The organism is Rhizobium sp. TAL182, assembly GCF_002117725.1.
Lineage (GTDB): Bacteria > Pseudomonadota > Alphaproteobacteria > Rhizobiales > Rhizobiaceae > Rhizobium > Rhizobium esperanzae.
This window is the reverse complement of the sequence record NZ_CP021024.1, coordinates 3,107,314-3,122,369: the sequence shown is the minus strand read 5'-3', so window position 1 is coordinate 3,122,369 and position 15,056 is coordinate 3,107,314. Positions and strand designations below refer to the sequence as shown.

Genomic DNA, 15,056 nt, shown 5'->3' with positions numbered 1-15,056 from the left:
CTCCTCCTATCCCGTCGGGAACAAGCAAAGACACCATATTAACCGTCCGTCAATCATGCTTCTTTGTATTTCTGCCCTATATTGTCCATGACTTCGGCAAACCATGCCGTCGACAGGTCAAAAGCTTTGCCACCTTTGATGCGAGGAAATTCTATAGTGCGCAACTTACCGTTCTGCGCTTCGTCGTGCCCGGTGACGCCGGAGATCTTATTGAGCGCGCTTTCGACGGCGAGATCGACCATGCTCTGGATCAGCCTGAGGTCGTCGCCATTGGCCGGGGCCGAGCGAGCGAAATAGCCCGATTTCTGCACCAGCGAACGCTCGGCGTTCAGGAGGTTGGCGAACTGCTTCTGGAACCAGGCGCCGACATTGATCGTGTCGATCTTCACGTGGCCGAAGGCGTCGCGCTTGACGGTCTCACCGGCAGCCTCACGCTCGGCGACGATGGCGTCGAGGCAGGCACCTTCCGAGACGAAGACGGTGGCATGGCCGGCGCGGTCCATGATGTCCTTCAGGCGGGCGGCCTCGGAGTCGAGGTCGAAAGCCATTTCGGGTAGATAGACGGCGTCGATGCTCTTCAGATGCGCGTCCATCATCAGGCCGTCGACATACTGGTTGCGGCTGGTGCGCTGAAGATAGGCGCGGGCGGTGGCTGCCGTCAGCCAGCCGCAGTGGCGGCCCATCACCTCGTGGATGACGAGCGTGCGCGGTGCGGCCGTCTGCTCGTTGCTGACATTGTCGAAGAAATGCGCGCCGACTTCGGCGGCCGTCCAGGCGCCGAGCGACTGGCGGATGGGCACGACATCGTTGTCGACCGTCTTCGGCAGGCCGACGACGGTCAGGTCGTAGCCGTTGGCGGCGAGGTAGGCGGCAAGGTCGGCGGCCGTGGTATTGGTGTCGTCGCCCCCGATCGTGTGGAGAATGGTGATGCCGTCATCGGCAAGACGTTCGGCGGCGACCCTCAGCGGGTTGTCGCCTTCCTTGACAAGGCCGCGCTTGACGCAGTCGGCGGCATTGGTGAGTTTGACGCGGCTGTTGCCGATCGGTGATCCGCCGTAGCGGTGCAGCAGCGGCGCTCTTTCCCGCATTTGGCCGGTGATCTCGATCCGATCACCTAGCAGCACGCCCTGATAACCGGACCTATAGGCAACGATGTCGATTTCGGGCGCGACGTCGCTGTAGCGTTCGATGAGGCCGCCAACTGCGGAGGAAAGACAGGGCGCCAGGCCTCCGGCGGTCAGCATTGCGACTTTCTGTTTGGCCATGATCCCTCCTATGGTGTTCAGTGCGGCAGCGTTAGCTAGCGCATGGATGCGGCAGGGAAAGGGCTCTGTAAAGTAAAGAATTTACGAAAGAAGCGGCTTTTGGCCGGGTTCAACGGCGAAGGCGGCGCGAAGTATCGATATAATCGTTTCAAGCCCGCTTTGCTTGTGGGGAACTGTTTGTGGAAATCGGCGGCTAAGTATCGAGTGACATGGTGCGGGCACTCTCTTGGCAGATCCGGCGAAAGCGGCCGACCGCTTGCTGCGGTGCAATAATTACCGAATTGTGAAAACTGTTTTCGATCCTACGACCAATCGTCGCCTTGCAATGGCTCAGATTCTTTGGTCAAGCTGACTTCCCATACTTGACAAGCGTGCGAGAGATTTTCGATGTCCTTCTGGGAAAAACTGTTGAATGCCATTGGCAATACCGCGGGCAATGTGCTTTCCGCGGTCGTCGAGGCGATCCGAACGGTTTTCGAAGGCGATCCCGAAACCCGGCGCAAAGTGGCGTTCTCCGTGGCGATCATCGCGCTTTCGGCCAAGATGGCCAAGGCCGACGGCATCGTCAGCGAGAGGGAGGTCGAGGCCTTCCGGGAAATCTTCGAATTTCCGCCGGATCAAGCCAAGAATGTCGCCAGACTTTATAACCTCGCGCGTCAGGATGTTGCCGGCTATGAGGCCTACGCCGAGCGGCTCTCCACGCTCTGCACCACCTGCGCAGCCAATTGCACGGTGCTGGAAGACGTGCTCGACGGTCTCTTCCATATCGCCAAGGCCGACGGGCTGATCCATGAGAAGGAACTGAATTTCTTGCGCCACATCGCCGAAATCTTTGAAATGAGCGAGACACGTTTCGACCAGATCGCCGCTCGCCACGTCTCGTCCGGCGGCGATCCCTACAAGGTGCTCGGCGTGTCGCCTTCCGACGATTTTCCGACGATCCGCCGCCGTTACCGCGGCCTGGTCAGCGAACATCATCCCGATCGACTGATCTCGCGTGGGGTGCCGAAGGAGTTTCATTTGATCGCCAATGAGCGCATGGCGGCGCTGAATGCAGCCTATGCGGCGATCGAGAAGGAACGCCGCGCCGCATGACCTCTTTCGAGGCCGATTATCGAGGCGCTTGCGTGCGGCCGTCGCCCAACCACGGCGAGCGGGCGGACGGGCGGCGTCCCGACATGATCCTGCTGCATTATACCGGGATGCCGACGGCCGATGACGCGCTCGACTGGCTCTGTCGGGAAGAGAGCCAGGTTTCCAGCCATTATTTCGTGCACGAGAATGGCGAAGTGATCCAGCTCGTGCCGGAGGCGCGGCGCGCCTGGCATGCGGGCAAAAGCAGCTGGCACGGCGAGAGCGATATCAATTCGCTGTCGATCGGCATCGAAATCGCCAATGCCGGCCATCCCGGCGGCCTTCCCGACTATCCGAAAGAACAGATCGCAGCAGTCATCGAATTGTGTCGTGACTGTGTCAAACGTTGGTCGATCGCGCCGGAAAGAGTGCTCGGGCATTCCGATGTCGCACCGATTCGCAAGGTCGATCCGGGCGAGAAATTCCCCTGGGCCGAGCTTCATCGGGCGGGTGTGGGGCATTGGGTCGAGCCGGCGACGATCACCGGCGGGCGTTTCTTTCAGCGCGGGGACGCCGGCCAGCCGGTGGAAGCGCTGCAGTCGATGCTGTCGCTTTATGGTTACGGCACTGAAATTACGGGCGAATTCTCCGAAAAGACCGCCGGCGACGTGGAAGCCTTCCAGCGCCATTTCCGGCCCGAACGAGTGGACGGGATCGCCGATTTCTCGACGATCGACACGCTGCACCGGCTGCTGTCGGCGCTACCGCGATTTTCCTGACGACGGCAGCTGGATTTCCGGGCAGTTTTGCCGCCACAAGCGAGAAATCCGCCCCGCCACATCATTTCCCTATTATCTCCTCATTGCGATGGTCTAAGGACGCCCGCTGAACGGCGCTCGCGGCTGATTTCAAGTGTAACCGTGACCGCCAAATGAAACGATAAGAATTGCTGTGGAACGCGATCAGTCCTTGATCGCATGTATCCGGATGACGGCGAGGCGCGCAGTCCTGCAGTTCTTTGGGTCGGAGTGAAGAAACTATATGAAAAATTTGATTGTTGGTGCTGCGGCATGCCTTGGCATGCTGCTGGCGGGGTATAACTTTGCCTCGGCTAATGATGACTGGGGTGTCAGGGCCGAAACCATCCCGCTGAAAACCGTCGATCGCCAGAGCGGTTATGCTATGCCCGATTTCTCCAACAGCATTCCCTATGCTGCGCTGATCAACAAATATGCAGCTGAATACAACGTTCCGGTGGCGCTCGCCCAGGCGGTCGTTCGCATCGAGAGTAATTTCAATCCGAAGGCACGCGGCAGCGCCGGCGAAATCGGCCTGATGCAGATCAAGCCCGCAACGGCCAGGATGATGGGATATTCCGGCACGCGCAAAGGGCTGTTCGATCCCGAGACTAACATCAAATACGGCATGAAGTATCTGGCGGCCGCCCACCAGCTCGGCGGCGGGCAGACCTGCAACACCATCCTCAAATATAATGCCGGCCATGGTGCAACGCGCATGAACCCGGTGTCGAAGACGTATTGCGGAAAGGTCCTGGCGATGCTCGACTGAGCCGCCACCCGGATCGGAGGAAAGTCTTCGGCTACTGTTTTTGCGATATGAATCAGACTGCTCGCCGTGATATCCCACCTCGAAACGAGGTGGCCACCTCGATATAAGGTGAGACATGGCAATCGATTTCAGGTTCATCGTCATCGGGCGCGGCATGATGGGAGCGGCGGCGGCACGGCATCTCTCCTCCATGGCCGAAGGTGTCGCGCTGATCGGCCCTTCGGAGCCGGGGGATCGCAAGGCCCATCACGGCGTCTTTGCCAGCCATTATGACGAAGCGCGCATTACCCGCACCTTCGACGGCAATCTCGCCTGGGGAACTTTCGCCGCGCGGGCGCTCGGGCGCTACCGCGACATTGAGGCGAAAAGCGGCATTTCCTTCTTTTCGGAAGTCGGCTGCCTTTTTGCCGGTCCCCCGCCCAAGGACGAGCAGGACTTTCTTCTAAGGGCGCTGACCGTCAGCGGGACGCTCGGCAGCGATATCGAGATCGTCGCCCCGGCGGAACTCGACCGGCGTTTTCCCTATCTTGCCGTCGGCCCTGATTTCAGCGGATATTTCGAGCGCAAGCGCGCCGGGCACATCAATCCGCGGGCGCTGGTGCGCGCGCAAGCCAGGCTCGCCGAACAGGGCGGCGTCGCGCTGATCGAGGCGACTGTGACGTCGGTGCGTGATGCAGGTTCCCATGTCGAGGTGACGGCCGGCGCGAGAGGCTACAGCGCCGAGCGGGTATTGGTCGCGGCCGGCGCTTTCAGCAATTTCCATGCCCTGCTGCCGCGTCCCGTCGATTTGAGCGTGATGGCGCGTACCGTTGTCTTCTACGAAATCGGCGAGCGCGAGATGGCGATCTTCGGCAACATGCCGTCGACCATCGTGCTCGGCGACCGGGAGGAGGATCACATCTATATCCTGCCGCCGGTGCGTTATCCCGACGGCAAGCTCTATCTGAAGCTTGGCGGCGATACCGAGGCGCTTTCCTTCAGCCGGCTGGCAGAGGCCGGCACGTGGTTCCGTTCCGACGGCAGTGTGGCCGAGCGCGATCATCTCTCGCGCATCGCCCTGCAACTGATGCCGGAGCTGGCCGGCTGCCCGGTTACATCGGCTCCGTGCGTGGCGAATTTCACGCCGACCGGTTATCCCTACGTCGGCTTCACGCCGTCGCCGCGGATCGCGGTGCTGACCGGCGGCAATTTTGTCGCGGCCAAATCCTCCGACGAACTCGGGCGTCTCGGGGCCGTGCTTCTCAGGGAAGGGCGGCTCGGGGATGAGGATTTCGGCCGCGAGCTGACGCCGATCTTCGTTTGAGAGGAATATCATGGCAGTCGATTTCAAATACATCGTCGTCGGCCGCGGGCTGATGGGAGCCGCTGCCGCGCGGCATCTGGCGCGGCAGACGGATGGTGTCGCAGTGATCGGCCCGGACGAGCCTGATGATCGCAAGGCGCATGAAGGCGTTTTCGCCAGCCATTACGACGAGGGGCGCATTACCCGCACCATCGATCCCGACAGCAACTGGGCGCTGCTCGCCAACCGCTCGATCGGTCGCTACGGCGAGATCGCGAACGAGAGCGGCATCGACTTCTATCGGGAGGTCGGCTGCGTCGTCATCGCGCCTAATGGAAGCGATTATCTCGAAAGGACTCGGCAGGCTGCCGTTTCGCTCGGCGTCGATACCAGGCTTCTGGACGCGGGCGGATTGAAGACCGCATTTCCCTTCTTTGCCTTTCCCGCCGGCAGTGCAGGTGTGTTCGAGGCGAGGGGCGCCGGACATATCAGCCCGCGCAAGCTGGTCAAGGCGCAATCTATGCTGGCAGAAAGGGCAGGCGCGACGGTCATCCGGGATCATGTGGTCTCGATCCGCGAGGAGGGCGGGCTGGCGACCGTCAAGACTGCCGGGGGCCTCACCTATCGCGGTGAAAAGGTGCTGCTGGCGGCGGGCGGATTTTCCATTGCCGAGAATCTGTTGCCACGGCCTGTTGACATGACGGTTTATGGCCGGACCATAACGCTGTTCGAGGTCGGCGAGGCTGATGCGCTCCGCCTTGCGGCGATGCCGTCGCTCATTCTCGACGTGCCCGGCATCCATATCTATCTGCTGCCGCCGATCCGTTATCCCGATGGCAAATTCTACCTGAAGATCGGCGGCGATCCCGACGATCTGATCTTACGCAACGACATCGAGATGCGGGCTTGGTTCAGGACCGAAGGGCGCGAGAGCGTGCGCTCGCATCTGCAGCGCATCGTCGCCGACCTCGTGCCCGATATGACGCCGCTTTCGATTTCGACGGCCGCCTGCGTCGTCTCGTTTACGGAAAGCAGCTATCCGATGATCGGCTATACCTCTTCGCCCGCGATTGCGGTGCTGACGGGCTGCGCCGGCACCTCGGCCAAGAGTTCGGACGAAATCGGCAGGCTCGGCGCGGAGCTGCTTTTGTCGGGCAGAATCGGCGAACAGGGCTACTCCACGGATTTCACACCTAATTTCCGTTAAGCCTGTCCCCCATATTTCGGTAGCAATTACGGGCTCTCTCGTTTATGGGAGCCCTGCCAGTTGGCCGGGCAGCCGCGCTTTACCAATGCCGAAAGGCGGTAGGGTGAGGAAAGTCCGGGCTCCACGGAAACACGGTGCCGGATAACGTCCGGCGAGGGCGACCTCAGGGAAAGTGCCACAGAAAGCAAACCGCCTGTCATGACAGGTAAGGGTGAAAGGGTGGGGTAAGAGCCCACCGCATCTCCGGCAACGGATATGGCACGGTAAACCCCACCGGGAGCAAGACCGAATAGGGATGACGCGGCGGGCCGAAAGGCTCTCCGGCCGGTTTCCAGGCCAGTCATCCGGGTGGGTTGCGTGAGGCAGCGTGCGAGCGCTGTCCCAGAGGAATGGCTGCCACGTTCCGGTTCACGCCGGAGCCATACAGAACCCGGCTTACAGGCCAACTGGCGATTAACATCCGTACCGCGGCAGGGGCCAGGTCATATTCATGCGCCTTTTAGGCGTGTTTTTGTGCGACGCTATCATTGCGTGTCTGTCGTAAAATGGCACCGCTAACCCTTTGTTAAACTTAACAGCTTATAAATGTTTGATCATGCGTCCGTTGCAAAATGGGCGTATCCCATTGACGCCCATATGGTCCCATGTTATCCCAAATGCGCACTGCATCAGGGCAATCATTTGCCCATTCATCGCAAAGCAAAGGCGTCTTCTTTTCCAGAAGCGTCGGGTGGGATTCGGCTCATCCGGCTTGCGAAGCTGTGCCTGATATTGGGACTTTCGGGCGTCTTTTTGTCCGGCTCCCTGCGGGAACGGATGTTTCGAGTCATGAGCCGCTTCCTTTCGAACGCGACCAACAGGATCGATGCCAAGGGCAGGGTTTCCGTGCCTTCGGCGTTCCGTTCCGTGCTGGCGCAGCGCAACGTTCAGGAGCTTTACTGTTTCCAGGACTTTGTGTTTCCGGCGATCAGCATCGGCGGCCCGGATCTTCTCGAAAGATTCGAGCGGCAGATTGCTGCGGAAGATCCGTTTTCGCCGGATGCGAACGCGATGTCGCTTCTGATCCACGGAGGCGGGGTCTTCATGAAGCTCGATGCCGAGGGGCGGCTGATGGTCACGGATTTCATCCGCGACTTCACCGGCATCTCGGACGAAGTGACCTTCGTCGGTCGAGCGGATCATTTTCAGCTCTGGCAGCCGCAGGCATTCTTGGCTGCGCAGGCGCAGGCACGAGGGGAGCGCAAGCTGGCGGGCAAGCGTTCCTGAAGGAACGAGGGAACGGAATGGCGACGAATCCTGGCGGAGGTTCAACTGATGCCGGTGGCGGACCGGTTCGTCACATTCCTGTTCTTCTCAATGAGGTCCTCGCAGCGCTCTCGCCCGCACCCGGCAAGCTCATTCTCGATGGTACATTCGGTGCGGGTGGTTATAGCGCGGCCATCCTTGCGGCCGGCGCCGAGGTGATTGCGCTCGATCGTGATCCCACAGCGATTGCCGCGGGCCAGGCGATGGTTGCCGCTCATGCCGGCCGCCTCCGGCTCATTCATGCGCAGTTCTCGAATCTTGCCGATCATGCGCCGCAAGGCGGGCTCGACGGCGTCGTGCTCGATATCGGCGTCTCTTCCATGCAGATCGATGAGCCCGAGCGCGGCTTCTCCTTCCAGAAGAGCGGACCGCTTGACATGCGCATGTCGGGGACAGGCGTTTCGGCCGCCGATGTCGTCAATCGCGCCAAGGTCGCGGATCTGATCCGCATCTTCCATTTTCTCGGCGAGGAAAACCAGGCGCCGCGAATCGCACATGCGATCGAGAAGCGGCGCGAGGAAAAGCCCTTCGAAACGACGCGCGATCTTGCCGGCCTCATCGAACTGGTCACCCCGCGCAAGATGAAGGACAAGATCCATCCCGCGACGCGCGTCTTCCAGGCCTTGCGCATTTTCGTCAATGACGAGCTCGGGGAGCTGGCGCAGGCTTTGTTTGCGGCGGAACGAGCTCTGAAGCCCGGCGGCCGGCTCGTCGTCGTCACCTTTCATTCGCTTGAAGACCGCATCGTCAAGAAATTCTTCTCCGACCGCGCCGGCAAGGCGACGGGCTCGCGGCACCTGCCGGCCGCACATGAGCGGGCGGCGACCTTCACGGCGATCGGCAAGACGATGGTTTCGGCGAGCGAGGCGGAGGCTGAAGCCAATCCGCGCGCCCGCTCCGCCAAGCTGCGCGCCGGCCAGCGGACGGACGCGGCCGCCGAGGCGGCGGATATGTCGCTCTTCGGGTTTCCCAATCTTGCCTCTCTCGGAAAGCTCGGAGGTTGATATGCTGAAAACGTTCGATCTTGTGCTCATCGGCGTCATGACGGCGACTGCCGCCGTCACCTACACGATCAAGCATCGCGCCGAATTGAAGCTCGAGGAGGTTCATCGCCTCGAGGCCGAGATCAAGCTCGAGAAGGACACGATCGATCTTCTCAAGGCCGATTGGGCGCTGCAATCGCAGCCGAACCGGCTGGAGCGGCTGGTCAATGCCTACAATGCGGAATTGCAGCTGCAGCCGACGGATTCGACGGCGCTCGTGCATGCGAAGGAGCTGCCGATGCTGAAGTCCGAGGTTCCGGTACCGGATGTGACGGAGGCCAAAGCCGGCGCCAAGGGTGCGGCCGTGGCCAGCGCCAAAGGCACGACCGGCAAAGCGCAGCCCGTGCCGATGCCACGGGGCGCAGTACAGCAGCACGGCGCAGCCGAGCAGCGTGACGCAGCCGAGCAGCGTGGTGTGGTGGCAGACGAGGCAGACGAGATCGAAACGGGGTCGGTGGAATAATGTCGTTTCTTTCCCGCATCATGGTCCTGAAGAGCCAGGCGCATTTCTCCACCGGCGTCTATAACCGCTTCGGCGGCCCTTCCGCCGGCGTGGCCATCGAGGGGTCGCGCAAGAAGAAGACAGGGCAGGCAAAAAGCCGTGTAGGGCTGCTGATCCTTGGCTTCATGGGTGTCTATGTCGTCATCGGCGGCCGTCTGGTCGAATATGCCATGAAGGATCAGGAGGTCGTCTCCAGCATCCTGCCGCCCGACCGGTTGATGGCCTCGCGGCCCGACATACTCGATCGCAATGGCGAGGTGCTGGCGACCGACATCCGCACGGTCTCGCTGTTTGCCGAGCCGAACAAGATCGTTGACGTTGATGAGGCGGTGGAGAAGCTTGCAACTGTTTTGCCGGAGCTCGACGTCAGAGACACCTACAAGAAGCTTTCGGTCAAGAGTTCGCATTTCGCCTGGCTGCGCCGGCAGCTGACGCCGAAGCAGCAGAGCCAGATCCTGGCGCTCGGCATTCCCGGCATCGGCTTTCGGCCGGAGAAGCGCCGCTTCTATCCCGGCGGCTCAACCGCGGCGCACATCCTCGGCTATGTCAACATCGACAACCGCGGCGTGGCCGGCATGGAGAAATTTATCGACGACCAGGGGCTCGCCGATCTCGCCTCGGTCGGCATGACGAGCGACCAGCCGCTGGAGCCGGTGCGGCTGTCGATCGACCTGCGCGTGCAGAACATCGTTCGCGATGCGGTCGTCAACGCCGTCAACAATTTCCAGTCAAAGGGGGCCGGCGCCGCTGTGATCGACGTGCACACCGGGGAAGTGCTCGGCATGGCATCGGCACCCGACTTCGATCCGAACAATCCGCAGGAGGGCGCCAAGGAAGGCTGGCTCAACCGGATGACGAACGGCACCTTCGAAATGGGGTCGACCTTCAAAACCTTCTCGCTGGCGATGGCGCTCGACAGCGGCAAGGTGAAGATGTCCGATACGTTCGACGCCAGCAAGCCGATCTATATCGGCGGCTTCACCATCCATGACTTTCACGGACAGCGCCGCTGGCTGACCGTTCCCGAAATCTTCCAGTATTCATCGAACATCGGCACGGCGCGCGTCATCGACCTTGTCGGCATCGACGCGCAGAAGGACTATCTGACCAAATTCGGCCTGCTGACGAAGATGCAGACCGAACTGCCCGAAGTGAAGATGCCGAGCCAGCCGCGCGTCTGGAAGAAGATCAATTCGATCACGATTTCCTTCGGCCACGGCGTCTCAACGACCGCGCTGCAGACGGGCGTGGCGGCTGCCGCCCTTGTCAACGGCGGCAAGCTGATCGAGCCGACATTCCTGCCGCGCACCCGCGAACAGGCCGATCAGGTTGCCAAGCAGGTCCTCAAGAAGTCGACCAGCGATGAGATCCGCTATCTTCTCGATTTCAACGGTTACAAGGGGTCGGGACGCGTCGCCCGTGTGCCGGGCTTTGCCGTCGGCAGCAAGACCGGTACGGCGGACAAGGTGGTGAACGGGCGTTATTCCGCGACGCTCAACTTCAACTCCTTCATTTCCGCCTTCCCGATCGATAATCCCCAATATGTCGTCATCACCTTCTGCGACGAGCCGAAAACAGGCGAAAAGCAATATGGTGGAACGATCTCCGCCGGTACCGCCGGCCCGATCGCTCGTGAGATCATCCGCCGCGCGGCTCCCATTCTCGGCATTGAGCCGAAATTTGGGGAGGGCGGTTCGGCCTTGCTGGTGTCTTATTGAGTGTGAATGAATACCGACGCCGATTCGCGAGGGGTGAACCGGCTTCAAGAGAGAAAAGTGCGTTCGATGAAATTGCGAGACCTGGCCGGAGATCAGTTTCCGGAACTTGAAGTACAGCTCGAAGGCCCGGCAGGCTTGCTTGATATCTCAGGCCTGTCTTCGGACAGCCGCAAGGTCGAACCGGGCAATGCTTTTGTCGCGGTCGCCGGCACCAAGGCGGATGGCGCGGGTTTCATCGCGGATGCCGCCAGCCGCGGGGCCGCCATCGCGATCACCTCCCAGGTTGTCGATGCTCCCATCCCGGTGCTTGCGGTCAAGGAACCGCGCCGCTTTCTTTCCATCGCCGCCTCCCGCTTTTACGGCAGGCAGCCCGAGACCATGGTCGCCGTCACGGGCACGGCCGGCAAGACTTCCGTCGCCTCTTTCACCCGCCAGATCTGGGCACATGCCGGCCATGCAGCCGCGATGATCGGCACGACAGGTGTCGTTTCGCCGACGCGCAATGAATATGGCGCACTGACGACGCCGGATCCGGTGTCGCTGCACAAACTGCTGGCGGAGCTCGCCGACGAGGGTGTTACGCATGCCTCGATGGAGGCTTCCAGCCACGGCCTCGACCAATGCCGTCTCGACGGTGTCAGGCTCGCCGCCGCAGCCTTCACCAATCTCGGCCGCGACCACATGGATTATCATCCGACGGTCGAAGACTATATGGCCGCCAAGATGCGGCTTTTCGATACGCTGCTGCCGAAGGGCTCGCCGGCGGTCGTCTTCGCTGACGATCCGTGGTCGGCGCAGGCAATCAAGGCGGCTGCCGATGCCGGTCATGACGTCCGCACCGTCGGGCGCAAGGGGAAATATCTGTCTCTGAAACGCGTCGAGCATTTCCGCCACAAGCAGACGGCGGAGATCCATATCGGCGATGAGATCTTCGAGGTGGACATTCCGCTGGCCGGCGATTTCCAGGTCGCCAACGCGCTGGTTGCGGCAGGACTTGCCATGTCCACGGGAGTCGAGCCGAAGGTCGCGATGGCGGCGCTCGAGAAACTGGTCGGCGCGTCGGGCCGCCTCGAACTGGTCGGCCATACCCAAGATGGCGCACTCGCTTATGTCGATTATGCCCACAAGCCGGATGCGTTGGAAAATGTGCTGAATTCGGTGAGGCCCTTCACCACCGGCCGTGTCGTCGTCGTCTTCGGCTGCGGCGGCGACCGCGACCGCGGCAAGCGGCCGATCATGGGCGAAATCGCCTGCCGCCTTGCCGATGTCGTGATCGTCACCGACGACAATCCGCGTTCGGAGGAGCCGGCTGCGATCCGGGCGGAGATTATGGCGGCAGCGAGCTCAGCCTCCGAGATCGGCGATCGCGCCACGGCTATCCGTGAGGCTGTCGGCATGCTGAAATCCGGCGATACGCTGATCGTTGCCGGCAAGGGGCATGAGGAAGGGCAGACGATTGGGAACGTCACACTGCCGTTCTCGGACCACGCGGAGGTGCGCAAGGCCTTGGAGGAACTGAAATCTTGAGCTGGCTCTGGACGACCGAAGACATGATCGCAGCGATGGCGGGGCGCCCTTTCGGCACCTTGCCCGAAGGCATCACCGGCATTTCCATCGACAGCCGCTCGATTACATCAGGCGAGGCGTTTTTCGCGATCAAGGGTGACCGCGTCGACGGTCACGACTATGCGTCGATGGCGATAGCGAACGGTGCCTCGCTTCTCGTCGTCAGCGAAGCGAGGCTTCCCGCCCTTGGCCGCCTGACGGTGCCGATGATCGTCGTCGACGACGTGCTGGCGGCACTCGGGCGTCTGGGGCAGGCTTCCCGCGAGCGGTCGCGAGCAAAAATCATCGCCGTTACCGGTTCTGTCGGCAAGACGACCACCAAGGAGATGCTGCGGCACGTGCTGTCGCCGTCGGGCAAGGTGCACGCCTCCGTCGCTTCCTTCAACAATCACTGGGGCGTTCCGCTGACGCTCGCGCGGATGCCTGGTGATACCGATTACGGCGTCTTCGAAGTCGGGATGAATCATCCCGGCGAGATCCGGCCGCTGGTAGCGATGATCCGTCCCGATGTCGCGGTCATCACGACGATCGCGCCGGCGCATCTCGGCAACTTCAAGAGCATCAAGGAGATCGCCGCCGCCAAGGCGGAAGTCTTCGAAGGGCTCGAGCCCGGCGGCCATGTCGTGCTCAACCGCGACAATGACCAGTTCAATTTCCTCGATCGAACGGCGCAGTCGCTCGGCATCGAGAACATTCACTCCTTCGGCCAGCACGCCAAGGCGGAATTCCGGCTCGCGGAATTCAACGGCGCGGACGAGAATTCGACGCTATGGCTGACGATCGGCGGCGAGACGCTGGAGGTCGCGATCGGCGCGCCTGGCCGTCATATCGCCGAGAATGCGCTGGCGGCGCTCGGCGTCGTCAGGATCGTCGGCGCCGATATGGAGAAGGCGATCGAGGCGCTTGCGACGCTGAAGCCGGAAAAGGGCAGGGGCAAGCGCCACCGGCTTTCGATCGGCGGCGGTCGCGGCAGTTTCACGCTGATCGACGAGAGCTACAATGCCAATCCGGCCTCGATGCGCGCGGCGATCGCGCTGCTGGCGGCCGCCGAGCCGACCGCGCGCGGCCGCCGTATCGCCGTGCTAGGCGACATGCTGGAGATGGGCGAATATGCCGAGAAGGTCCATGCCGATCTTGCCGGGCCGCTGCTTGCCGCCGGCATCGAACATGTCTGGCTTGCGGGTGCCGAGATGGCCGCGCTGAAGGACTCATTGCCGGAAAGCGTGCAAGTCGAATACCGCGAGAACACGAGCGAATTGACGGAATATGTATTGGACTCGGTCGCGCCGGGCGACGTGTTGATGGTGAAATCGTCTCTGGGCATCGGTTTCGGCAAGATCGTCGCCGCGCTCCTTGACAAGTTCCCGGCATTTGCCGACACGCAACGCGAACTTTGATCGGGTAAACAAGGGGCCCTGAATGCTGATCTGGCTTGTCGAACTGTCGGAATATTTCAAGTTTCTGAATCTGTTCAGATATATCACTTTCCGCACAGGGGCCGCTCTCTTCACCTCCGCATTGATCGTCTTCCTGTTCGGGCCGACGATCATCAATTCGCTGCGCATCCGGCAGGGCAAGGGCCAACCGATCCGCGCGGACGGGCCGCAGACGCATTTCAAGAAGGCCGGCACGCCGACCATGGGCGGGCTGATGATCCTGGCCGGCATCGTCGGGGCGTCGCTGCTCTGGGCCGATCTTTCCAACGTCTATGTCGTCGCCACCTTGCTGGTGACGCTGGGCTTCGGCGCAATCGGCTTCTATGACGATTATCTCAAGGTGACCAAGCAGAGCCACAAGGGCTTCTCCGGCAAGGCGCGCCTCGGCATCGAATTCGTCATCGCCGGCATCGCCGTCTACTTCATGATGCGCACCGCCCTTGCCTCGGGGACCGCCGGCTCGACCTTCGGCTCCTCGATCGCCTTTCCCTTCTTCAAGGACTTCCTGATCAATCTCGGCATCATGTTCGTCGTCTTCGGCGGCTTCGTCATCGTCGGCGCCGGCAATGCCGTCAATCTGACCGATGGCCTCGACGGGCTTGCCATCGTGCCTGTTATGATCGCGGCCGCCTCCTTCGGCGTCATCGCCTATCTCGCCGGCAATGTGGTGTTTGCGAACTATCTGCAGATCAATTTCGTGCCCGGCACCGGTGAGCTTGCCGTCGTGCTCGGCGCCGTCATCGGCGCCGGCCTCGGCTTCCTCTGGTTCAACGCGCCGCCCGCCGCCATCTTCATGGGCGATACCGGGTCGCTGGCGCTCGGCGGCACGATCGGCACCGTTGCCGTCGCCACCAAGCATGAGATCGTCATGGCGATCATCGGAGGCCTGTTCGTCATGGAGACGCTGTCGGTCATCATCCAGGTCGGCTTCTTCAAGATGACCGGCCGGCGCGTCTTCCTAATGGCGCCGATCCATCATCATTTCGAGAAGAAGGGCTGGACCGAGAGCCAGGTGGTGATCCGCTTCTGGATCATCGCCGTCGGCCTTGCCCTGCTCGGCCTTTCGACGCTGAAGCTCCGGTGAGGCGG

13 protein-coding genes and 1 other RNA gene are annotated in these 15,056 nt (G+C 61.6%); 13 read left to right on the top strand and 1 reads right to left on the bottom strand.

The features are described from left to right. Positions 1-53: 53 nt before the first annotated feature. The gene (locus tag Tal182_RS15825) at positions 54-1,265 is read right to left on the bottom strand and encodes a pyrophosphate--fructose-6-phosphate 1-phosphotransferase (RefSeq protein WP_085860045.1); all 1,212 of its coding nucleotides are present in this window, start codon (positions 1,263-1,265) and stop codon (positions 54-56) included. A gap of 387 nt (positions 1,266-1,652) precedes the next feature. Here Tal182_RS15825 and Tal182_RS15820 point away from each other — a divergent pair, with 387 nt between their 5' ends. The 13 genes from Tal182_RS15820 (at position 1,653) to mraY (ending at position 15,051) form a co-directional block, all read left to right on the top strand. Next, positions 1,653-2,360, top strand: a complete 708-nt coding sequence (locus Tal182_RS15820) for a DnaJ family molecular chaperone (protein WP_085860044.1) — start codon at positions 1,653-1,655, stop codon at positions 2,358-2,360. Continuing rightward, positions 2,357-3,118, top strand: a complete 762-nt coding sequence (locus tag Tal182_RS15815; RefSeq protein WP_064803830.1) for an N-acetylmuramoyl-L-alanine amidase — start codon at positions 2,357-2,359, stop codon at positions 3,116-3,118. The genes Tal182_RS15820 and Tal182_RS15815 overlap by 4 nt, the downstream gene beginning before the upstream one ends. 262 nt (positions 3,119-3,380) lie before the next feature. Continuing rightward, positions 3,381-3,908, top strand: coding sequence for a lytic transglycosylase domain-containing protein (locus tag Tal182_RS15810; protein WP_064803828.1), 528 nt, complete (start codon positions 3,381-3,383; stop codon positions 3,906-3,908). 115 nt (positions 3,909-4,023) lie between these two features. After that, complete coding sequence (locus Tal182_RS15805; protein WP_085860043.1) at positions 4,024-5,211, top strand: FAD-dependent oxidoreductase; 1,188 nt, start codon at positions 4,024-4,026, stop codon at positions 5,209-5,211. 10 nt (positions 5,212-5,221) lie between these two features. After that, positions 5,222-6,397, top strand: a complete 1,176-nt coding sequence (locus Tal182_RS15800) for an FAD-dependent oxidoreductase (protein WP_085860042.1) — start codon at positions 5,222-5,224, stop codon at positions 6,395-6,397. 56 nt (positions 6,398-6,453) lie between these two features. Beyond that, an RNA gene (gene rnpB, locus Tal182_RS15795) (RNase P RNA component class A) lies at positions 6,454-6,851 on the top strand. Positions 6,852-7,225: 374 nt separating this feature from the next. Continuing rightward, positions 7,226-7,663, top strand: a complete 438-nt coding sequence (mraZ, locus tag Tal182_RS15790) for a division/cell wall cluster transcriptional repressor MraZ (RefSeq protein ID WP_064803823.1) — start codon at positions 7,226-7,228, stop codon at positions 7,661-7,663. Positions 7,664-7,680: 17 nt separating this feature from the next. Next, positions 7,681-8,706: a 16S rRNA (cytosine(1402)-N(4))-methyltransferase RsmH gene (rsmH, locus tag Tal182_RS15785; RefSeq protein WP_085860041.1), complete on the top strand. Its 1,026-nt coding sequence runs from the start codon at positions 7,681-7,683 to the stop codon at positions 8,704-8,706. 1 nt (position 8,707) lies between these two features. Continuing rightward, complete coding sequence (locus Tal182_RS15780; RefSeq protein ID WP_064810827.1) at positions 8,708-9,208, top strand: hypothetical protein; 501 nt, start codon at positions 8,708-8,710, stop codon at positions 9,206-9,208. Next, positions 9,208-10,965: a penicillin-binding protein 2 gene (locus Tal182_RS15775; protein ID WP_064803818.1), complete on the top strand. Its 1,758-nt coding sequence runs from the start codon at positions 9,208-9,210 to the stop codon at positions 10,963-10,965. The genes Tal182_RS15780 and Tal182_RS15775 overlap by 1 nt, the downstream gene beginning before the upstream one ends. 6 nt (positions 10,966-10,971) lie before the next feature. Beyond that, a complete protein-coding gene (locus Tal182_RS15770) occupies positions 10,972-12,492 on the top strand; it encodes a UDP-N-acetylmuramoyl-L-alanyl-D-glutamate--2,6-diaminopimelate ligase (RefSeq protein WP_085860040.1) in 1,521 nt (506 codons plus the stop codon). After that, the gene (locus Tal182_RS15765) at positions 12,489-13,928 is read left to right on the top strand and encodes a UDP-N-acetylmuramoylalanyl-D-glutamyl-2,6-diaminopimelate--D-alanyl-D-alanine ligase (RefSeq protein WP_085860039.1); all 1,440 of its coding nucleotides are present in this window, start codon (positions 12,489-12,491) and stop codon (positions 13,926-13,928) included. The genes Tal182_RS15770 and Tal182_RS15765 overlap by 4 nt, the downstream gene beginning before the upstream one ends. Before the next feature lie 22 nt (positions 13,929-13,950). Further along, complete coding sequence (gene mraY / locus Tal182_RS15760) at positions 13,951-15,051, top strand: phospho-N-acetylmuramoyl-pentapeptide-transferase (protein ID WP_011426095.1); 1,101 nt, start codon at positions 13,951-13,953, stop codon at positions 15,049-15,051. The last annotated feature ends 5 nt before the right edge of the window (positions 15,052-15,056 follow it).